This window comes from Streptomyces sp. NPDC019531, assembly GCF_044903305.1.
Classification (GTDB): Bacteria; Actinomycetota; Actinomycetes; order Streptomycetales; family Streptomycetaceae; genus Streptomyces.
Genome location: NZ_JBJDQL010000010.1, coordinates 186,700 through 206,068 on the forward strand (window position 1 = coordinate 186,700; position 19,369 = coordinate 206,068).

The following is a 19,369-nucleotide window of genomic DNA, read 5'->3' on the forward strand; positions in this document are numbered from 1 at the left end:
GTGGGTGACGCCCCGGGGCCGTGTCACGACGTGACACGGCCCCGGGGAAAGCGCGGCGGGAAGGCGACATGGCGATCCGCCGTCGACTGTGGTGCGGCGGCGCTCAGTTCGTACGGATGACGATCGAAGAGCAGACCTTGTCGGCGAAGGTCTGACGCTTGGCGTCCCAGGCCGGCCACAGCCAGCCGAGGTAGCAGGCGAGGCTGTCCAGGAAGTGCGCGAGCCTGCGGACGAAGGCCATGCCGACGCCGAGGGGCTGCCCGTCGCTCTCCCGCACCAGCCGGATGCCGAGCGCCTTCTTGCCGAGCGTCTGACCGGTACGGCCCTCCATGATCAGCAGCCATATCGCGACGCCGATGACGCCGAGGTAGCCGATGATCACCAGAGCCGACGTCCTGTTGGCCGTACCGACGCCCACGATGATGTACGGGACCACGAACACGAGCATGTCGACCAGGGTGCCGAGGAAGCGCTGGCCCCAGTTCGCGTACGAGGGCTGCATGCCGTAGCCCGGCTGCTGCGGGTAGCCGTAGGCGGAGGCCGGGACCTGCGGCGCCTGCGGGTAGCCGTAACCCGGCTGCTGCGGGTATCCCTGCTGCGGCGGCACGCCCTGCGGGGCCTGCTGCGGGTAGCCGTAACCGGGCTGGGGCTGCGGCGGCTGCTGGGGGTAGCCGTAACCGGGCTGCTGCTGCGGCTGCTGCTTGGGGTCCTGCGGCTGTCCGTAAGGGTTGTTGGGCGAGCCGAAACTCATGGTGATCCTCCGTTGGCCAAGCTGGGGACAATGCGGACTGCGCGGAGGAACGTCACGATCTGAGCGGTTTGCCCCCCGAACATCAACCGCGACACTGCGCCAGACATCGTTCTAGGGAGGTGAGATGTTGTCCAGCCCGCTTCCCTATGTGTTGTGCAAGTGCAACCTCGTCGATCTTGGACGGGCTGTCGGAGGAACCCGGATTGGAACCGGGGCCGGGTCATCCGCGAGGATGGGGGCATGACCGCCCAGATTCTCGATGGCAAGGCCACCGCAGCCGCGATCAAGTCCGATCTGACCGCCCGCGTGGCGGCGCTGAAGGAGAAGGGCGTCACGCCCGGCCTCGGCACGATCCTCGTCGGGAGCGACCCCGGCAGCCAGAAGTACGTGGCCGGGAAACACCGGGACTGCGCGCAGGTCGGTATCGCCTCCATCCAGCGCGAACTGCCCGAGACCGCCACTCAGGAGGAGATCGAGGCGGTCGTCCGTGAACTGAACGACGACCCGGTGTGCACCGGTTACATCGTCCAGCTGCCGCTGCCCAAGGGCATCGACGAGAACCGGATCCTGGAGCTCATGGACCCGGACAAGGACGCGGACGGCCTGCACCCGATGAACCTGGGGCGGCTCGTGCTGAACGAGCCCGCGCCGCTGCCCTGCACGCCCAACGGCGTCCTCACCCTTCTGCGTCGCTACGGCGTCGAGATCAAGGGCGCAGAGGTCGTGGTCGTCGGTCGTGGGGTCACCATCGGCCGCCCGATGCCGCTGCTGCTGACGCGGCGCAGCGAGAACGCGACGGTGACCCAGTGCCACACCGGCACCCGTGACCTCTCCTCGCACCTCAAGCGCGCCGACATCATCGTCGCCGCCGCCGGTTCCGCCCACCTGATCCGTCCCGAGGACGTGAAGCCGGGCGCCGCCGTCCTCGACGTCGGTGTCTCCCGCAACGCCGAGGGCAGGATCGTGGGCGACGTCCACCCCGACGTCGCCGAGGTCGCCGCCTTCATCTCCCCGAACCCCGGCGGAGTCGGCCCGATGACCCGCGCCCAACTGCTCGTCAACGTGGTCGAGGCGGCGGAACGCAGTGTCGGCTGAGGCACGCGGGCCGAAGGAACAGGGCATGGCAGCCCGGCCGACCGGGACTGGGGCGGAGGTGCCCCGGGAGCCGGGTGCGAGTCCGGCCGCCGGTTCGGGTGAGTCCAGGGAGTCCGGTACCCAGGCGACCGGCGTGGGGGAGGCCGCGGAGCGGGGTGCGGGGTCGGCGGGATCGGGTCGGGTTCGCGAGTCGGGCTCACGGGCGGTCGCGGTGCGGGGTTCTCAGGGACGGGATGCGGGGTCGGCCGGGTCGGGCGAGTCCGGGGAGCCGGGTGACCGGGTGACCGGGGCGGAGGAGCCCCGGGAATCGGGTGCGGGGTCGGCCGGGTCGGGTGAGTCCCGGGAGTCGGGTGCGGGGTCGGCCGGGTCGGGTGAGTCCCGGGAGTCGGGTGGCTGGATGAGCGGGTCGGGTGAGGTCGCGGGGTCGGGCTCTCGGGCGACCGGCGTGAGGGAGTCCGCGCAGGGTGCGAGCCCGGCCGGGTCGGGTGAGTTCCGGGAGTCGGGTGCGAGCCCGGCCGGGTCAGGTGGGTCCCGGGAGTCGGGTGGCCGGATGAGCGGGTCGGGTGAGGTCGGGGAGTCGGGCTCTCGGGCGACCGGCGTGAGGGAGTCCCACGAGTCCGGTGCGGCCGCTGCCGCTGGGCGTGCGGCTCGGGAGTCGGACGGCGGTTCGGCCGACGCCCAGGGCCTCGAGGCGGAGGCCGAAGTCGTCGTACGGGATGCGATCAGTGCGCCCGATATCGATGGGCGGCCGCGGCGGGCGACGCGGCGGTTTCCGCTGTTCACCAGGGACACCGCGCGGCCCGAGGGTGGCGGCCGGGCCGCGCCGCGGGACGCGCCCGCGCCCGCTCGGCAGTGGCCGGTGCTCGCCGTGCTGGCCATGGTCGGACTCGGGCTGCTGGTGACCGCCCTCGACCGGTTCCGCTACGGCACGCTGTTCATCGGACTGGCCCTGCTCACCGGTGCGGTGCTGCGCTGGCTGCTGCCGGACGTCGGCATGCTCGCCGTGCGCTCCCGCTTCACCGACATCGCCACCTACGGTGTGCTCGGCACCGTGATCGTCCTGCTGGCGATGATGGTGCAGCCGAACCCGTGGCTGGTGATCCCCTTCCTCAAGGACACCCTGCACTTCACGGTCAGCAGCAGCTGAACCCGCGCGTACGACGGCGGTCCGTCCCCTCCCCCGATGAGGGACGGCCCGCCGCCACGCCCCAGCCTCCCGCGCCCTGAACAGCCTGTTCAACCACTGTCAGTGCGCTGTGGCACAGCGGTGACGGTTCCGGCATGGTGTGCGTGACCCGCCACAGCCGACCCGTTCCCAGGAACCGATCAGGCCACTGACGTCGTCAATTGCCTGGAAGCAGCTGAAGAACGCCGTGGAGGTGGGCGATGAGTGGCTGGCAGGCGCTGCCCGACGATCTGCCGCCGGAGGTGCGGCTCTTCGTGGAGCAGCTCAGGCAGCTAAAGGACCGGACGGGGCTCAGCCTCGTCTCGCTCGGCGCCCGCACCGCGTACAGCAAATCCTCCTGGCACCGCTATCTCAACGCCACCCAGCCCCCGCCCCGCCAGGCCGTCGCCGCCCTGTGCCGGATCGCCGGCCTCGACGGCACCGAAGCCGAACGCTTCGCCGTGCGCTGGGAGCTGGCGGTCCAGGCCTGGCCCCGGCCGGCGGCGCCCGCGCAGCCGGCCGGGGGCGAGGAGGGCGAGAAGTACGAGGACGATCCCACGTTGCCGTGGTGGGACGAGGCTCCCAAGGAGAGTGCGCGCGGCATGAACCGCCTGCTGCTGTCCGCCGCGCTGCTGCTCCTGCTCCTCCTGCTGCTCGGGGTGGTCGGTGCCGTTGCGTCTGGGTGATCCGGGACTCCCGTGACGGCCGTTATTTCCGGTGTGTTCCACCTGTGACGATGTATCGACAAGTTTGCGTATTTGATATGGAGCTGTTCGACAGCACGGCTAACGTGTCGAACTTGCTGATGCTCCGGTGCGCCCCCGCCCGGGAAGCTGAGATCCTTGTGGCAGGGGGAAGAGCGGGGAACAGCCAGCACCGACCGGGGGAAAGAGGGGGGAGCAATGCCTCGTTGGAGGGCCTTGCCGGATGAAATGGACCCGCAGGTCAGGGAGTTCGCGAGCCAGTTGCGGCGGCTCGTGGACCGCAGCGGCCTGAGCATCGCGGCCGTCGCCGACCGCACGGGCTACAGCAAGACGTCCTGGGAGCGATATCTCAACGGGCGGCTGCTCGCGCCGAAGGGTGCGATCGTCGCCCTGGCCGAGGTCACGGGCGCCAGCCCCATTCACCTGACCACGATGTGGGAGCTCGCCGAACGCGCCTGGAGCCGCTCGGAGATGCGCCACGACATGACCATGGAGGCCATCCGGATCTCCCAGGCGCGGGCCGCGCTCGGCGAGTTCGGAGCGCCGCCCGCGAGCCCCAAGGGCAGCAAGACGGCCCGTAAGAGCGGTAGCGCGACGGCCACACCGGGGGTGGCGGGGCCGGCGGGAGTCGCGCCCACGGTGCCGCCGCAGCCGACCGCGGCGGAAGCGGACGGCACGAGTGGTTCCTCGGGCGGCAACTCCTGGGGTGTGGCCGGGTATCAGGGGCCGTCACAGGCTCCTGGGCGTACGGCCGCCGCGGCGCCTGTCTCGGCCGACGGGCCGGGGTGGACGCCGGGGGCGCCCGGGCCGTACGACCAACCGCAGGACGCGCGTCCTGGGGACGGTGGCTCCGGCGGTTCCGGTGGCTCCGGTGGTTCCGGTGGGGGCAAGCGGCGGCTGACGATGTTCCTCGCGGGGGTCGTCGGGGTCCTTGTCGTGGTCGCCGCTGTGTTCTTCCTGACCGAGAGGGGCGGGGGCAAGAAGGACCAGGCGGAGAAGTCGCCGTCGCCGTCCGCCAGCGCGTCCGTCTCGCTGCCTGCCGGGGTGAAGTGCAGCGGCGAGGGGTGCACCGGGAAGGACGCCGAGGCCATGGGGTGCAGCGGGGATCTGGTGACCACCGCCAAGACCGCGACGGTGGGGGCGACCGTGGTCGAGGTGCGGTACAGCGAGACCTGTGGGGCGGCCTGGGGGCGGGTCACTCAGGCCGGGCAGGGGGACAAGGTCGATGTGTCCGCCGGGAAGGTGTCGGAGCAGAGCGGGAGTATCACCGAGGTGGGGGACACGATCGCCTATACGCCGATGGTCGCCGTGAAGGACGCGGGTGAGGCGAAGGCGTGTGTGACCTTGGCTTCTGGGCAGCAGGGGTGCACCGACTGAGGGGGTGCCGGGGGGTTTTCGTCGTCGGCTGCGGGCTCGTTTCGGCTGGTCGCGCCCCGCGGCGGAGCCGTATGTCGACACAGCCCCGCGCCCCTGAGGGGGAAATCTTCGAGGAGTGTGCATGGGCTCCCCGATCGCGGGCACGCGAGAACTACCCCCACGGGAGTCCGGAAATCGGTACCCCCATACGGCGGCCGCCTTCGTCCACCCTCTCCCGGACGGGCGGCCGCCGCTTTTCGTGGTGGGCTGTGGGGTGGGCCACACGGACCCGGACGTCCGGGATCCCGGATGCGCGATAGCCTGACCAGTGGATCTCTTGATGCCGAGAGATCGATCAAACGTCCGGGGCAGGGACGCCGCCCCACCGCCAGCTGTCATACGGAGAACGCCATGACCCGCACTCCCGTGAACGTCACCGTCACCGGCGCGGCCGGCCAGATCGGTTACGCCCTGCTCTTCCGCATCGCCTCCGGCCAGCTGCTCGGCGCGGACGTGCCGGTCAAGCTCCGCCTCCTGGAGATCACCCCCGCGCTGAAGGCCGCCGAGGGCACCGCCATGGAGCTCGACGACTGCGCCTTCCCGCTGCTTCAGGGCATCGACATCACGGACGACCCGAACGTCGCCTTCGACGGCACCAACGTCGGTCTGCTCGTCGGCGCCCGTCCCCGCACCAAGGGCATGGAGCGCGGTGACCTGCTCTCCGCCAACGGCGGCATCTTCAAGCCGCAGGGCAAGGCCATCAACGACCACGCCGCGGACGACGTCAAGATCCTGGTCGTCGGCAACCCGGCGAACACCAACGCGCTGATCGCCCAGGCCGCCGCCCCGGACGTACCGGCCGAGCGCTTCACCGCGATGACCCGCCTCGACCACAACCGGGCGCTGACGCAGCTGGCGAAGAAGACGGGTTCGACGGTCGCCGACATCAAGCGGCTGACCATCTGGGGCAACCACTCCGCCACCCAGTACCCGGACATCTTCCACGCCACGGTCGCCGGCAAGAACGCCGCCGAGACCGTCAACGACGAGAAGTGGCTGGCCGAGGAGTTCATTCCGACCGTCGCCAAGCGCGGCGCGGCCATCATCGAGGCCCGCGGCGCCTCCTCGGCCGCCTCCGCCGCCAACGCGGCCATCGACCACGTGTACACCTGGGTCAACGGCACCGCGGACGGCGACTGGACCTCCATGGGCATCCCGTCGGACGGTTCCTACGGCGTCCCGGAGGGCCTGATCTCCTCCTTCCCCGTCACCACCAAGGACGGTGTCTACGAGATCGTCCAGGGTCTGGACGTCAACGAGTTCTCCCGCGCCCGCATCGACGCGTCGGTGAAGGAGCTGGAGGAGGAGCGCGAGGCGGTCCGCGCGCTCGGCCTCATCTGAGTCCTCCCGAACGCCGAGTCCTCTCGACAGCTCTGTCACGAGCCTGCACGGGCCCTGTTCCGGTTTCTTCCGGAGCGGGGCCCGTGGCCGTTTTTCGCCCTACGGTCCAAGTCGTACCCGGTGGGGTGATTCGGGGGGTTCGCGATGAACGGCTGGAACGGCTACAGCTCCGATTCCGGAGCGGAACACGAACCGAGCGAGGAGAGAGGCCGGGCGGCCTGGAGCTCGGGGGAGACGCGGGCGGGGGTCGCGCCGCCGTGGTCCACGGCAAAGACGCAGGCGTCACCGCTCGCGCCGCCCTGGGCGACGGCTTCGCCCACCCCGCCCTGGACTTCGTCCGCGCCGGCTCCCGTGGCCCCGCCGCACGCCCCGCACCGGGTCCGGCGGGTGTTCGCCGCCCTCGCCGTGGCCGTCCTGGTCGGGGTCTCGGTCGGTGCGGGGGTCTGGTTCCTCCTTCGGGACACCTCCCTCGGGGCCCGCTCCGGACCGGGTCCGGCCCCGAGTGTCATGGCCCCCTCGTCCGCGTCCCCCTCGGCCTCCACGGCCGCCGGGTACCGCCGCGTCCAGGACCCCGTCGGTTACACCGTCGACGTCCCCCGGGGCTGGACCCGCACCGAGAAGCAGGGGCGGTCCGCTCCGGTCGTCGTCTACGACGCCCCCGCCGACGGCCGTCGGCTCCAGCTCTTCCGGCTCGCGGAGGACACCCCGGCCGACTCCCTCGACCTGGCCGAGAACGACCCCGGCTACGGCTTCGCGCGTCAGCCCGGCTACCGGGTCCTCGACCGCGCCTCCGGAACCACCTGGGCCGAACTCGCCTACCGCTACGACGATCCGGACCTCGGCGCCCGCCAGGTCGTCGACCACCGCTTCGAGGCCGCCGACGGCACGCTGTACGCGATCCGCGCCACCGGCCCCGCCTCGCTGTCGCCCGCCCTGGTCCGCGAGCCGCTCACCAGGGCACTGGCCTCCTTCTGTCCGGCGGACACGGAGTGCGGCTGAGGCCGAGCCGTTACTCCAGTCCCCGTCTTCCCGGCGCCCAGAACGGTTTGGTGAGGACCGACCGGCGGTTCCAGCCCAACTCCCGGACCAGCAGCTGTCGTACGGTCTGCACGGTCCGGGCCTCTCCGGCGACGTACGCCACCCCGCCCGGCTCCGGGGTCAGTCGCCGGACCGCGTCCGGGAGTGAAGTCGCGCCCCTGGTCAGCCAGTCGAGGCGGTCGGAGTGGCGGAGGGGGAGCCGGTCCGCGGGTGTCTCGGTCTCCACGCAGCCGGAGATCCGTGCCTCTTCCGGCAGTGCGGCGAGCATGGCGCCGAAGGCGACGGAGGCGGTCTCCTCGCCGAAGAAGACATGGTGGGTGGCGTCGGGGCGGAGGGTGAACGAGCCCTCGGGGCGGCCGAGACGCACCTGCTCACCGACCGCCACACCGCGGCCCCAGGCCGCTCCCGGCCCAGCCCCGGCGTGGTCCAGCACGCACAACTCGACGGCGCCGGAAGGGTCGTAGCGCCACAGGGAGTACGTACGACGGGCCAGGCCGGAGCCGACCAGGACGCGGACCTGTTGTCCGGGGCGGACGTCGAGCCCGGCGAGGGAGTCGTCCTCGATGCGCACGCGGCGCATGCGGGCCGTCAGTTGTTCGGTCTCGGTGACGATGCCGCGAAGCATCAGCAGGCCGATGACCGGGTTCAGGAGGGAGGGCACGGCGGGCTCCTCGGTCAACTCGGGGGCGGGCAGGGGTGGTTGGGCAGGCGGTGGGGCGGACGCGATAGTACTCGTTTCTGGATGGACGCGATAGTGCGCGATTCTCCGGATCGGTGGCGGTGTCCCACGATCGCCAGGACGGTGACGCCCAGGGGGAGGGCGGGCGGCAAGCCGCACGCGTCGATCGGCGAGGCGCGCTCGCCGAACTCGGCCTGAGGCGGTGGGTAGTGGGGGCGGTCGGGGCCTTTCCCTACTCACTCGATGCGGGAGCTGTTGGCGCGGTGGTCGCCGGCCGGGGGGCCGGGCGGCTGCCGTCGTCGAAGCGCTCAGCCGGTCCTGCCGGGCAGTCGTTTCTCGAACCAGTGGTCGGCGTAGACGTGATCGACGTAGGGCGGGATCTCCGTGTATCCGCACGCCCGGTACATCGTCTGCGCCTCGGTGAGCGACGCGTGCGTGTCGAGACGCAGGACGGCGAAGCCGCGCGCGGCGGCCTCCGTCTCCAGGGCTGCGAGGAGCCGCCGGGCGAGGCCGAGGCGGCGGGCGTCCGGGTGCACCCACACATGGCGGATCTCGCCGACGCCCGCCTCCAGCCGCCGCAGCGCCCCGCAGCCCACCGGGCGGCCCTCCTCGTACGCCACGAAGAACGCGCCCGCCGCCCCGGAGACCTCCTCGGGCCGCACCAGGTCGGTCTTGTCGAAGCCCTCCGGGAAGCGGGCGTCGATGTCGGCGGCGTAGGTGTCGAGGCAGGCGCGGGCGTCGGGGGCGGCGCCGTCGACCCGGTCCACGGTGATGGCGGCCAGGCGCAGCAGGCGCCGGGCGGTGTCCATCGCCTCGGTGAGCCGGTCCCGCTGGGGCCCGGTGAGTCCTTCGAGGAGTCCGGCCGCGAGGGCGTCGGCCCGGCGGTTCTGCTCCTTGAGCTCGACTTGTCCGGCGCGGGTCGGCTCGACCATGCGCAGCCGGCTGTCGTGCGGGTGGACGCTGACCCGGACCAGGCCCTGTGACTGGAGGGTCTTCGTCATCCGGCTGAGGTAGCCGGCGTCCAGGCCGAGCCGGGTCCTGAGCTCGCGCAGCGAGACACCCTCGCCGATCTCGAACAGCAGCCGTGCCTCACCGAGCGGGCGGTCCTGGCCGAGGTAGTGGTCGTCCAGGGCGCCGATACGGCGGGTGAAGTAGCGGTTGAACCGGCGGATCTCCGCCACGTGCTCTGCCGACACCGGATCCATAATCTTTGACTGTAGTCAAAGGAATGTGGGGCGTCCATCGGAATGAGATTCCGGTTTCCGGTTCCCACCCGCACCTCTATGCTGATTGTTTGTCAACAGCTGACTTGAGCAAGGATTTTGCACGCATCGGGGGAGTCGCGTGACTACTACATCTGTGCCTCGGCAACCGCAGTCCGCGCCACCGGGGCCCATCACACCACCGCACGCCAGCGAGGCGACCCGGCTGCTGTGCGCGGGCACCTACCTGGATTCCGGATACCGTGACCGGGTCATCGAGCAGCTCCACCTGAACGAACAGCGGATCGTGGCGCCCTCACTCGGCCTCGACGCGGCCCGGGTACTCGCGCACGCGTTGCGGGCCCGCCGCCAGGAGCTGATGTGGGCCGGGCTGATCCTGGGCCTGTGGGTGATCGGGGTGCCGCTGACCGGCGGGCTGCTGTTCGTCTTCCTCGGCCCCAGCCTGATGCTCGCGGTCGCCTCCTGGATCCGCGGCAAGGGCCCGAACCCGCCGCTGTACCGGCGGGTGCCCGCCTTCCTCCTGCGCTGGTGGGGACGGCTCACCTTCGCGACCTTGCTGATCGTCGCCCTCGTCGTCGCGTTCGGCGGAGGCGACGATTCCTCGTCGTCCTACGGTGGCTCGTCCTCCTTCGGCGACTCGTACGGCTACGGCGATTCGTACGGCTCCTACGGCGACTCCACCGACCTGTCCGACCTGCTCTTCCCCGACTTCGACGGGGTCGGTGCGCTCGTCGGGCCCGCGCAGGCCTGGCTGGTGGTCGTCGTCTTCGCGCTGATCGCGGGGTGCGTGGCGGCGCAGCGCGGACAGTTCGCCAGGGCGGTGGGCGCCGAACTGTCCCCCGAGCGCTTCCCGGACGCGGCCGGCGACCCCGCCGAGCGGGCCGAGGGCCAGCGGTTCCAGCGGCTGAAGGAACGCATCCGGATCGAGCAGCACGCGCCGCTGGTCATGTACCACGAGAAGCGTCCCTTCTGCGGGGCCGGCGCCGCGTACGAGACCTGGGTGCTTGCCGTCGAGCTGCGGCCCGACGAGACGAAGAAGGAACAGCTGCCGCTGAACAACCGCGCGGTCCTGGAGAAGATCCGCCCGCTGCTCGAACAGCTGCGGCTGCCCTCCGAGTTCGCCGGGCACACGGTCCGCGACCGGCTGCGGTGGCTGGAGATCGACGAGTGCGTGTTCCTGCCCGCGGAGGGGCTGCGCCGGCGCGAGGAGGCGCCGTACCACCCGCAGGCCTTCGAGGACCACCGGGCGCGTGCCGTGGAGGAGGGCGCCGAGAAGCGGCGGCACTTCCTGCGCGTCCGGGTCGGCGGCTGGGAGGAGGAGCTGGTCGTCACGGTCTTCGTGCGCGTCCACACCCAGGGCCGCATGCTCATGCTGGAGATCGCCCCGCATGCGCTGATGCCGGTGCGCGAGGACTTCAAGGACGCCGATCGCGCGGCGCACACCTACCGGCACAACAACGTGCTCGGGAAGGCCGCCTGGGCGGTGGCCAGGGTGCCGGGCTCCGCGGCTCGCTCCCTCGTCACCCTCGGCAAGGGCGTGGCGTACGCGTGGAAGCTGCTCACCGGCGGCTACGCGGGCGCGCTGCCGGACGGTCCGGCGCTGTCGGTGCGGGAGTTGGGCTCGATGGACTACGGGTCCCTCTTCCAGGAGATGGACGCCTACCGCTATCTCAGGAGCGTGCAGGACCGGGTCGCACACGGCGTGCTGACCGCGCTGGCCGAATCCGGTTACCAGACCGGGGAGTTCGTCCAGAAGATCGTCAACATCAGCAGCGGCGGAGTGAACGTCGAGGGCGGCATCCACGGCAGCACGTTCGCCGTGGGCTCGCAGGCCACGGCCACCTCCACCACGGGTACGGCGGGCGCGGGTTCCGCGTCGCAGAAGGGAAGCGGCAGCAATGGCAACGGATGAGCCGGGCGTCAACATCAGCGGCGGTGTCCACGGCAGCACCTTCGCCATCGGCAGCCACGCGCACGCCGAGAGCCACCACGGTACGGCGCCGGGGCGCGACGAGGCCGCGGAGGCGCTCCTGACCGCGGTACGGGAACTCCGTGCCGACCTCACGCGAGTCCGGGCCACCGACGAAACGGCCGCGCTGGACACGGCGTTGGCCGAGACGGAGGAGGAGATCGTCACGACCGGTCAGGCGGGGCCGACGCGTCGGGAACGTCTGCGGGGGTTGCTGGACGACTCGCAGGCACTGGTCGGTCTGATCGCCTCGGCCGGGGCCGTGGCCGGGTTGCTGGGGTTGTGAGGGGGACGGCATGAGTGGGGGAGCGCGGTACTGGAACGAGGAGACCCAGCGCTGGGAGGACGGGGACGGGGGCCGGACGGCCACCGGTCCGGTCACCCCGCCGCCGCCGGCCCGCCCGGGGGCCGTACCGACATGGCCGCCGGGGGTGTCGGGCGCAGGGGCCGCCGGTGTGTCGTCGGGCGTGGGGGACACCGAGGCGCCGACGGCCGAGGGCAAGACTCCTGCCGCGGATCCGCCCGCGCCGGTGTGGCCGCCGGCGGCCGGATCGGGCGGGGCGGACCCCGGCTCTGTCACGGCCCCCGCGGACGCCGGTGCGACGTCGGCCTGGTCCACGGCTGACCGGGGCCCGAGCGCGCCGCCGTCCGGGCCGGGGCCGGACGCACCGACCTCCTCGCCGCCTCCGCCCCCTGGCTGGCCCGGCGCCGGTACCGGCAGTACCTGGCACGGGCCCGGCGCTGCCGATGCTCCCGGTGACGGCTGGTCCTCGGTCGAGCAGGTCGGTGGCGCTGCCGTGCCGTCGGCCGAGTGGTCGGGGACCTCCTGGTCGTCCGCCGGGCAGACCGCCGTTCCCGCGCCTCCCGCGGGGAGGAACCGCCGACTCGTCTGGTCCGTGCTCATCGGTGCCGCCGCCGTCGGTGTCGCCACGACTCTGGTGCTGACGCTGGTCGTCGGCGGCGGGGACGAGGACGACAAGGCGGTCGACACGAGCCCGACGCCCACGGGGACCGTCTCGCAGCAGAGCGACCCGTACCCGTCAACGACCCCTTCGCCAACCGAGGAGACCGCGTCACCGCTCGCCTCGGAGCCCGAACTCCCCGCCGGGTACGAGCTGTACGAGGACGAGGAGGGCTTCCGTATCGCACGCCCCGCGGGGTGGTCCCGCAGCACCGTGGGCTCGCAGTACGGCATCGACGTGGTCAACTACCGCAGCGCGGACGGCGAACGCAGGCTCCAGGTGTACCAGGTCGCGGAGGAGTCCCCGGAGGCGTCCTTCGAGCTGTACCTGTCCGACGACACCGCCAAGCCGGACGGTTTCCAGAAGCTGGACCTGCGGCCCGTCGAGGAGGGCGGGTTCACCGGCGAACGCCTGGAGTACGTGGCCGACACCCTCAGCGGCGAGCCGGACGTCGGTCCCTGGCACGTCTACGACGAGCGTTTCGTCGCCCAGGACGGCTTCATCTACGCGATAGCCGCGTACGGCCTGGAGAAGGGCGGCGGCGAGGACGAACTCGAACTCCTGACCACCGCGCTCTCCGGCTTCTGCGCCCCCTACGCCTGCGACGCGGCGTCGATCGACTGAACCAGCCGTGGTCGGCCATGGCCATCCGTGATGGCGGGCACATCCAGCGTGCGTTTTGCGCGGTTTGCCCGCATCTTCAGTGACCCAGCCCACTTTCGGCCACCGATTGCGCATGCAATCGAGACCCGGGGGCAGGCGGTCCCGGTCCCCGTGAGTGACACACGTGTGACGCAGGGGCACTGAACAGGAACGGAAGGCAACACCGATCATGGCCGGACAGCAGGCGCGGCAGGCGCCGCAGACCATCCACGCGGGCGGCGAATGGCGCGCAGCCGTCTCCGGGGCCACCCGAGAGATCCTCGACCCCGCGGACGGGAAGCCGTTCACCGCGGTCGCGGAGGGCGACGAGAAGGACACCGACCTGGCGGTCGCCGCCGCCCGCCAGGCCTTCGACGGCGGTCAGGGCGTCTGGCCGCGCACTCCCGTCGCCGAACGTGCCGCACTGCTGCGCCGCGTGGCCGATCTCCTCGTACGTGACCGCGAGGAGCTCGGTCTGCTGGAGAGCCGGGACGCGGGCAAGACCGTCGAGGAGGGCCGGGTCGACATCGACTGTGTCGCCGACGCCTTCCGCTACTTCGCCGACCTGGTCGCCGCCGAGGCCCCGGGCCGGGTCGTGGACGCGGGCTCGCCCGACATCCACAGCGTGGTCGTGCACGAGCCCGTCGGGGTCTGCGCGCTGATCACGCCCTGGAACTACCCGCTCCTGCAGGCCAGTTGGAAGATCGCCCCGGCGCTCGCCGCGGGCAACACCTTCGTGGTCAAGCCGAGCGAGATCACCCCGATGACGACGATCGCGCTCATCGACCTGCTCGCCGAGGCCGGTCTGCCCGAGGGTGTCGCCAACATCGTCACCGGACCCGGCCACACCGTCGGTGCCCGGCTCGCCGAGCACCCCGACGTCGACCTCGTCTCCTTCACCGGCGGTCTGGTCAGCGGCACCAAGGTGGCCCAGGCCGCCGCCCCCTCCGTCAAGAAGGTCGCCCTCGAACTCGGCGGCAAGAACCCCAACGTCGTCTTCGCCGACGCCTGCACGACCCCCGAGGGCTTCGACACCGCCGTCGACCAGGCCCTCAACGCAGCCTTCATCCACAGCGGCCAGGTCTGCTCCGCGGGCGGCCGCCTCATCGTCGAGGAGTCCGTCAGGGACCGCTTCGTCGCCGAACTCGCTCGCCGGGCCGGCAAGATCCGCCTCGGCCGCGGCACCGAGGACGGCGTCGAGTGCGGGCCGCTGGTCTCCGAGCAGCAGCGCACCAAGGTCGAGTCGTACGTCGCCTCCGCGCTCGCGGAGGGCGCGGTGCTGCGCTCCGGCGGCCGGCGCCCGGAGCCGTCGGCGGAGCGCCCCGCCGAGGGCTACTTCTACGAGCCGACCGTCCTCGACCGCTGCCACCGCGAGATGCGGGTCGTGCGGGAGGAGGTCTTCGGCCCTGTCCTCACCGTCGAGACCTTCCGCACCGAGGACGAGGCGATCGCCCTCGCCAACGACACCGAGTACGGCCTCGCCGGCGCCGTCTGGACCGCCGACGCGGGCCGCGCCCGCCGAGTCGCGGGACGGCTGCGCCACGGCACCGTCTGGATCAACGACTTCCACCCCTACCTCCCGCAGGCGGAGTGGGGCGGCTTCGGAAAGAGCGGAGTGGGCCGAGAGCTGGGTCCGACGGGCTTGGCCGAGTACCGAGAGACGAAGCACGTCTACCAGAACCTGGCACCGACGCCGGTCCGCTGGTTCAAAGGCTGACCGCAGCCCACCCAGGGGCGCGGGACTGCATCAATGTGCGGCTCCGCCGCGCGGGCGCGACCAGCCCCACGGACCCGCACCCGAAAGACCACCTGGAGTCCCCCCATGTCCGAGAACCCCCACATATACGACTACGTCGTCATCGGCGGTGGAACGGCCGGCTCCGTCATAGCCTCCCGCCTCACCGAGAACCCCGACACCACGGTCGCCGTCATCGAAGGCGGCCCCACAGACGTCGGCAGAGACGACGTCCTCACCCTGCGCCGCTGGATGGGCCTGCTCGGCGGCGAGCTCGACTACGACTACCCCACCACCGAACAGCCGCGCGGCAACTCCCACATCCGGCACAGCCGCGCCCGCGTCCTCGGCGGCTGCTCCTCCCACAACACCCTGATCGCCTTCAAGCCGCTCCCCTCCGACTGGGACCAGTGGGAGCGGGGTGGCGCCAAGGGCTGGGGCGCGGTGCCGATGGAGGCGTACTACGCCCGGCTGAAGAACAACATCGTCCCGGTCGACGAGAAGGACCGGAACGCGATCGCCCGCGACTTCGTCGACGCCGCCCAGAAGGCGCTGCGGGTCCCCCGTGTCGAGGGCTTCAACGAGAAGCCGTTCGACGACGGCGTCGGCTTCTTCGACCTGGCCTACCACCCGGAGAACAACAAGCGCTCCTCGGCGTCGGTGGCGTATCTGCACCCGGTGATGGACGAGCGGCCGAACCTGCGCATCCTGCTGGAGACGTGGGCGTACAAACTGGAGCTGAACGGCACGCGCGCGGAAGGCGTGCACGTGCGGTCGAAGGACGGCGAGGAGACCCTGATCAGGGCCCGCCGCGAGGTCGTCCTGTGCGCCGGGGCCGTCGACTCGCCCCGCCTGCTGCTCCACTCCGGCATCGGCCCCCGCGAGGACCTCGAAGCGCTCGGCATCCCGGTCGCGCACGATCTCCCGGGCGTCGGCGAGAACCTCCTCGACCACCCCGAGTCGGTGATCGTCTGGGAGACGCACGGGCCGATCCCCGAGAACTCTGCGATGGACTCCGACGCGGGCCTGTTCGTGCGCCGTGACCCCGAACACGCGGGCCCGGACCTGATGTTCCACTTCTACCAGGTGCCCTTCACGGACAACCCGGAACGTCTCGGTTACGAACGCCCGGCGTACGGCGTCTCGATGACCCCGAACATCCCCAAGCCGAAGAGCCGCGGCCGCCTGTACCTCACGAGCGCGGACCCGTCCGTGAAGCCCGCCCTCGACTTCCGGTACTTCACCGACGAGGACGACTACGACGGCCGCACCCTCGTCGACGGGATCAGGATCGCCCGCGAGATCGCGCGGACGGAACCGCTCGCCGGCTGGCTGAAGCGGGAGGTGTGCCCGGGCCCCGACGTCATCGGCGACGAGGAGCTCAGTGAGTACGCCCGTAAGGTCGCGCACACCGTGTACCACCCGGCGGGCACCTGCCGTATGGGAGCCGCCGAGGACGAACTGGCCGTCGTCGACCCCGAGTTGCGGGTCCGCGGCCTGGACGGCATCCGCATCGCGGACGCCTCCGTGTTCCCGACCATGACCGCCGTGAACCCCATGATCGGGGTGCTCATGGTCGGTGAGAAAGCCGTCGATCTGCTGGGAGGTGGTGCGTGATGAGTACGGTCACGAGTACGACCATGGAAAACCCCGTCTTCTCCGTCGACGGCCTGTGGAAGGTCTTCGGCCCCAAGGCGGACCGTGTGCCCGCCGACACCGAACTGTCCGCCCTCGACCCCGCCGAACTGCGCGCCCGCACGGGCTGCACGGCGGCCGTCCGGGACGTCGGCTTCGACGTCCGCAAGGGCGAGGTCTTCGTCGTCATGGGCCTGTCCGGCTCAGGAAAGTCCACGCTGGTGCGCTGTCTGACCCGGCTCATCGAGCCGACGGCGGGCACGATCTGCATCGACGGCGAGGACGTCCGCGCGATGGACAAGTCCCGGCTGCGCGAACTGCGCCGCCACCGCGCCGCGATGGTCTTCCAGCACTTCGGACTGCTCCCGCACCGCACGGTCCTCGACAACGTGGCGTACGGCCTGGAGATCCAGGGCGTCGGCAAGGCCGAGCGCCGGGCGCGGGCCGCCGAGGTCGTCGCCAAGGTCGGCCTGGAGGGCATGGAACAGCGCAAGCCCTCCCAGCTGTCCGGCGGCCAGCAGCAACGCGTCGGCCTGGCACGGGCGTTGGCGGTGGACCCGCAGGTCCTCCTCTTCGACGAGCCGTTCAGCGCCCTCGACCCGCTGATCCGGCGGGACATGCAGGAGGAGGTCGTCCGCCTGCACCGCGAGGAGGGCCGCACGATGGTCTTCATCACCCATGACCTGAGCGAGGCGCTGAAGCTCGGCGACCGCATCGCCCTGATGCGCGACGGCAAGGTGGTCCAGCTGGGCACCCCCGAGGAGATCGTCGGCTCCCCGACCGACGGCTACGTCCGCGAGTTCGTCCGGGACGTGCCGCGCGAACAGGTCATGACGGTCCGCAGGGCCATGAAGCCGGGCGACTGCGAGGGCTCGAGCCACCCGGGCGCGCTGGCCCCCGACGCCGTGGTCGCCGAGGCCATCAAGGTCGTCGCCGGCAGCGGCAGGCCGGCCTGCGTCGTGGAGAACGGACGGTGCCTGGGCGTCGTCGACCACGAACGTCTGCTCGGCGTCGTCGCCGGGACGGAGCTCGGCAAGGGAGCCGCCGGGACGGAGCTCCGCGAGGAGACCGTCTGATGGCCACCGTCACCGCGTCCACGCCACGCACACTGCCCACCGGACTGCTCAGGCACCGGGCGGTCCACAAACTCCTGCTCATCGCCCTCGCCGCCGCGGTCCTCGTTCCGCTCGCCAACGCCCGCTGGGCCAGTGGCAGTTGGCCTGACGCCCTCACCGTCGACCTCACCAACCCGCTCACCAGCGCGAGCGACTGGATCATCGACAACCGGGACAGCCACCCCCTGTTCCTCTACGGCTTCGGCTACGTCAGCAACGCGGTCGTGATCTCCGTACGCGCCGTGTACCTCGTCCTGCTCGCCGCGGGCTGGGCCGGAGTCACCGCGCTCGGCGCCCTCGTGGCCTGGCGGGTCGCCGGCGTCAGGCTCGCCGTGGGTACGGCGGTGGCGTTCCTCGCCTGCGGACTGCTCGGCATGTGGGTCCCCACCATGCAGACCCTCGCCCTGATGGTCGTCGCCGTCCTCGCCTCGGTCGTCGTCGGTGTCCTGCTGGGTCTCGCCGCCGGGCTGTCCCGCCGTATGGACAAGGTCCTGCGCCCGGTCCTGGACACCATGCAGGTCATGCCCGCCTACGCCTACCTCCTGCCGGTCGTCCTGGTCTTCGGCATGGGCGTGCCCGCCGCGGTCCTCGCGACCGTCGTCTACGCCGCACCGCCCATGGCCCGCCTCACCGCGCTCGGTCTCCAGGGCGCGGACAAGGAGGTCCTGGAGGCGGTCGAGTCGCTCGGCACCACCGCCCGCCAACGGCTGCTGACCGCCCGTATCCCGCTGGCCCGCAAGGAACTCCTCCTCGGTCTCAACCAGACGATCATGATGGCGCTGTCGATGGCCGTCATCGCGTCCGTGATCGGCGCCGCCGGTCTCGGTGACCGCGTCTACCAGGCGCTGGCCTCGGTCGACGTGGGCGCGGCCCTCGCGGCCGGCATCCCGATCGTGCTGCTGGCCGTGGTCCTCGACCGGGTGACGGGTGCGGCGGGCGACGGCACCGAGGGACAAGGGCGCGCGGGATGGGCGTACGCCCTTGCCGGGGCCGTCCTCGTGGCGGTCGCCGGGCGCCTCGTCGGCCGACTCGACTGGCCCGACGCCTGGGTCGTGAACATCGCCGAGCCCGTCAACCGGGCCGTCGACTGGATGACGGACCACCTCTACTCCGGTGTCCCCGTCGTCGGCGGCACCGCCGACTGGGCGGGCCACTTCACCACCTGGGTCCTCGACCCGGTCCGCGACGGCCTCCAGGGGCTGCCCTGGTGGTCCGTGCTGCTCGTCGTCGCCACCCTGGCCTGGCTGATCGGCACCTGGCGCACCGCGCTCACCGCGGTCCTCGCCATGGCCGCGATCGGCGTGCTCGGCGTGTGGACACCCGCGCTGGACACCCTGTCGCAGGTCCTCGCCGCCGTCGCCGTCACGCTCGTCCTGGGCTTTGCGACCGCCGTCGCGGCGGCCCGCAGCGACCGCGTGGAACGGCTCCTCCGGCCCGTCCTGGACGTCTTCCAGACCATGCCGCAGTTCGTGTACCTGATCCCGGTCGTCGCGCTGTTCGGCGTGGGCCGCGCGCCCGCCGCAGCGGCGGCCGTCGTCTACGCGCTGCCCGCGGTCGTCCGCATCACCACACAGGGCCTGCGCCAGGTCGACCCGGCTGCCATGGAGTCGTCGAGGTCGCTCGGCGCGACCAGCTGGCAGCAGCTGCGGCAGGTCCAACTCCCGCTCGCCCGCCCCGCGTTGCTGCTCGCCGTCAACCAGGGCGTGGTCCTCGTCCTCGCCGTCGTCGTCATCGGCGGTCTGGTCGGCGGTGGCGCGCTCGGCTACGACACCGTCTTCGGCCTGGCCCAGGGCGACCTGGCGACCGGCCTGGTCGCCGGCGCGGCCATCGTCTGCCTCGGCCTGATGCTCGACCGGGTCACCCAGCCCACGGAACGCCGTACGAGGAAGGGGGCCTGAC

16 protein-coding genes are annotated in these 19,369 nt (G+C 71.7%); 13 read left to right on the forward strand and 3 right to left on the reverse strand.

The features are described from left to right. Nucleotides 1–103: 103 nt before the first annotated feature. The gene (locus ACI2L1_RS15520) at nucleotides 104–751 is read right to left on the reverse strand and encodes an RDD family protein (RefSeq protein ID WP_404739837.1); all 648 of its coding nucleotides are present in this window, start codon (nucleotides 749–751) and stop codon (nucleotides 104–106) included. A gap of 240 nt (nucleotides 752–991) precedes the next feature. On the opposite strand from ACI2L1_RS15520, the gene ACI2L1_RS15525 reads away from it, so the two are divergent. From ACI2L1_RS15525 to ACI2L1_RS15550, 6 genes are all read left to right on the forward strand, one after another. Next, the gene (locus ACI2L1_RS15525) at nucleotides 992–1,846 is read left to right on the forward strand and encodes a bifunctional methylenetetrahydrofolate dehydrogenase/methenyltetrahydrofolate cyclohydrolase (RefSeq protein ID WP_404739838.1); all 855 of its coding nucleotides are present in this window, start codon (nucleotides 992–994) and stop codon (nucleotides 1,844–1,846) included. A gap of 550 nt (nucleotides 1,847–2,396) precedes the next feature. Next, complete coding sequence (locus ACI2L1_RS15530; RefSeq protein ID WP_404739839.1) at nucleotides 2,397–2,993, forward strand: DUF3017 domain-containing protein; 597 nt, start codon at nucleotides 2,397–2,399, stop codon at nucleotides 2,991–2,993. Between the two features lie 239 nt (nucleotides 2,994–3,232). Beyond that, a complete protein-coding gene (locus ACI2L1_RS15535) occupies nucleotides 3,233–3,697 on the forward strand; it encodes a helix-turn-helix domain-containing protein (protein ID WP_404739840.1) in 465 nt (154 codons plus the stop codon). 234 nt (nucleotides 3,698–3,931) lie between these two features. Beyond that, nucleotides 3,932–5,092: a DUF2690 domain-containing protein gene (locus tag ACI2L1_RS15540; RefSeq protein WP_404739841.1), complete on the forward strand. Its 1,161-nt coding sequence runs from the start codon at nucleotides 3,932–3,934 to the stop codon at nucleotides 5,090–5,092. A gap of 390 nt (nucleotides 5,093–5,482) precedes the next feature. Next, a complete protein-coding gene (locus ACI2L1_RS15545; protein WP_404739842.1) occupies nucleotides 5,483–6,472 on the forward strand; it encodes a malate dehydrogenase in 990 nt (329 codons plus the stop codon). Between the two features lie 144 nt (nucleotides 6,473–6,616). Next, nucleotides 6,617–7,471, forward strand: a complete 855-nt coding sequence (locus ACI2L1_RS15550) for a hypothetical protein (protein ID WP_404739843.1) — start codon at nucleotides 6,617–6,619, stop codon at nucleotides 7,469–7,471. Nucleotides 7,472–7,481: 10 nt separating this feature from the next. On the opposite strand, the gene ACI2L1_RS15555 is transcribed toward ACI2L1_RS15550, so the two are convergent. Continuing rightward, nucleotides 7,482–8,171: a siderophore-interacting protein gene (locus tag ACI2L1_RS15555; protein ID WP_404739844.1), complete on the reverse strand. Its 690-nt coding sequence runs from the start codon at nucleotides 8,169–8,171 to the stop codon at nucleotides 7,482–7,484. Nucleotides 8,172–8,497: 326 nt separating this feature from the next. Beyond that, on the reverse strand, nucleotides 8,498–9,394 hold the full coding sequence (locus ACI2L1_RS15560) for a GNAT family N-acetyltransferase (RefSeq protein WP_404739845.1): 897 nt from the start codon (nucleotides 9,392–9,394) through the stop codon (nucleotides 8,498–8,500). A 139-nt stretch (nucleotides 9,395–9,533) separates the two neighbouring features. On the opposite strand from ACI2L1_RS15560, the gene ACI2L1_RS15565 reads away from it, so the two are divergent. The 7 genes from ACI2L1_RS15565 (at nucleotide 9,534) to ACI2L1_RS15595 (ending at nucleotide 19,368) form a co-directional block, all read left to right on the forward strand. Next, a complete protein-coding gene (locus ACI2L1_RS15565; RefSeq protein ID WP_404739846.1) occupies nucleotides 9,534–11,324 on the forward strand; it encodes a hypothetical protein in 1,791 nt (596 codons plus the stop codon). Continuing rightward, complete coding sequence (locus tag ACI2L1_RS15570; protein ID WP_404739847.1) at nucleotides 11,311–11,667, forward strand: hypothetical protein; 357 nt, start codon at nucleotides 11,311–11,313, stop codon at nucleotides 11,665–11,667. Before ACI2L1_RS15565 ends, ACI2L1_RS15570 begins: the two co-directional genes overlap by 14 nt. A 10-nt stretch (nucleotides 11,668–11,677) precedes the next feature. Next, a complete protein-coding gene (locus tag ACI2L1_RS15575; protein ID WP_404739848.1) occupies nucleotides 11,678–12,967 on the forward strand; it encodes a hypothetical protein in 1,290 nt (429 codons plus the stop codon). A gap of 208 nt (nucleotides 12,968–13,175) precedes the next feature. Further along, entirely contained in the window at nucleotides 13,176–14,702 is a 1,527-nt protein-coding gene (locus ACI2L1_RS15580) for an aldehyde dehydrogenase family protein (protein WP_404739849.1), read from the forward strand. A gap of 105 nt (nucleotides 14,703–14,807) precedes the next feature. Continuing rightward, nucleotides 14,808–16,337 carry a GMC family oxidoreductase gene (locus tag ACI2L1_RS15585; protein ID WP_404739850.1) on the forward strand — a complete coding sequence of 510 codons (1,530 nt, stop codon included), beginning with the start codon at nucleotides 14,808–14,810 and terminating at the stop codon, nucleotides 16,335–16,337. Then, the gene (locus tag ACI2L1_RS15590) at nucleotides 16,337–17,431 is read left to right on the forward strand and encodes a glycine betaine/L-proline ABC transporter ATP-binding protein (protein WP_404739851.1); all 1,095 of its coding nucleotides are present in this window, start codon (nucleotides 16,337–16,339) and stop codon (nucleotides 17,429–17,431) included. The genes ACI2L1_RS15585 and ACI2L1_RS15590 overlap by 1 nt, the downstream gene beginning before the upstream one ends. After that, the gene (locus ACI2L1_RS15595) at nucleotides 17,431–19,368 is read left to right on the forward strand and encodes an ABC transporter permease (protein WP_404739852.1); all 1,938 of its coding nucleotides are present in this window, start codon (nucleotides 17,431–17,433) and stop codon (nucleotides 19,366–19,368) included. The genes ACI2L1_RS15590 and ACI2L1_RS15595 overlap by 1 nt, the downstream gene beginning before the upstream one ends. The last annotated feature ends 1 nt before the right edge of the window (nucleotide 19,369 follow it).

Coding starts and splice junctions, on each gene's coding strand:
- ACI2L1_RS15520 (WP_404739837.1), bottom strand. CDS start 751: ATGAGTTTCGGCTCGCCCAACAACCCTTACGGACAGCCGCAGGACCCC.
- ACI2L1_RS15525 (WP_404739838.1), top strand. CDS start 992: ATGACCGCCCAGATTCTCGATGGCAAGGCCACCGCAGCCGCGATCAAG.
- ACI2L1_RS15530 (WP_404739839.1), top strand. CDS start 2,397: ATGAGCGGGTCGGGTGAGGTCGGGGAGTCGGGCTCTCGGGCGACCGGC.
- ACI2L1_RS15535 (WP_404739840.1), top strand. CDS start 3,233: ATGAGTGGCTGGCAGGCGCTGCCCGACGATCTGCCGCCGGAGGTGCGG.
- ACI2L1_RS15545 (WP_404739842.1), top strand. CDS start 5,483: ATGACCCGCACTCCCGTGAACGTCACCGTCACCGGCGCGGCCGGCCAG.
- ACI2L1_RS15550 (WP_404739843.1), top strand. CDS start 6,617: ATGAACGGCTGGAACGGCTACAGCTCCGATTCCGGAGCGGAACACGAA.
- ACI2L1_RS15560 (WP_404739845.1), bottom strand. CDS start 9,394: ATGGATCCGGTGTCGGCAGAGCACGTGGCGGAGATCCGCCGGTTCAAC.
- ACI2L1_RS15570 (WP_404739847.1), top strand. CDS start 11,311: ATGGCAACGGATGAGCCGGGCGTCAACATCAGCGGCGGTGTCCACGGC.
- ACI2L1_RS15575 (WP_404739848.1), top strand. CDS start 11,678: ATGAGTGGGGGAGCGCGGTACTGGAACGAGGAGACCCAGCGCTGGGAG.
- ACI2L1_RS15580 (WP_404739849.1), top strand. CDS start 13,176: ATGGCCGGACAGCAGGCGCGGCAGGCGCCGCAGACCATCCACGCGGGC.
- ACI2L1_RS15585 (WP_404739850.1), top strand. CDS start 14,808: ATGTCCGAGAACCCCCACATATACGACTACGTCGTCATCGGCGGTGGA.
- ACI2L1_RS15590 (WP_404739851.1), top strand. CDS start 16,337: ATGAGTACGGTCACGAGTACGACCATGGAAAACCCCGTCTTCTCCGTC.
- ACI2L1_RS15595 (WP_404739852.1), top strand. CDS start 17,431: ATGGCCACCGTCACCGCGTCCACGCCACGCACACTGCCCACCGGACTG.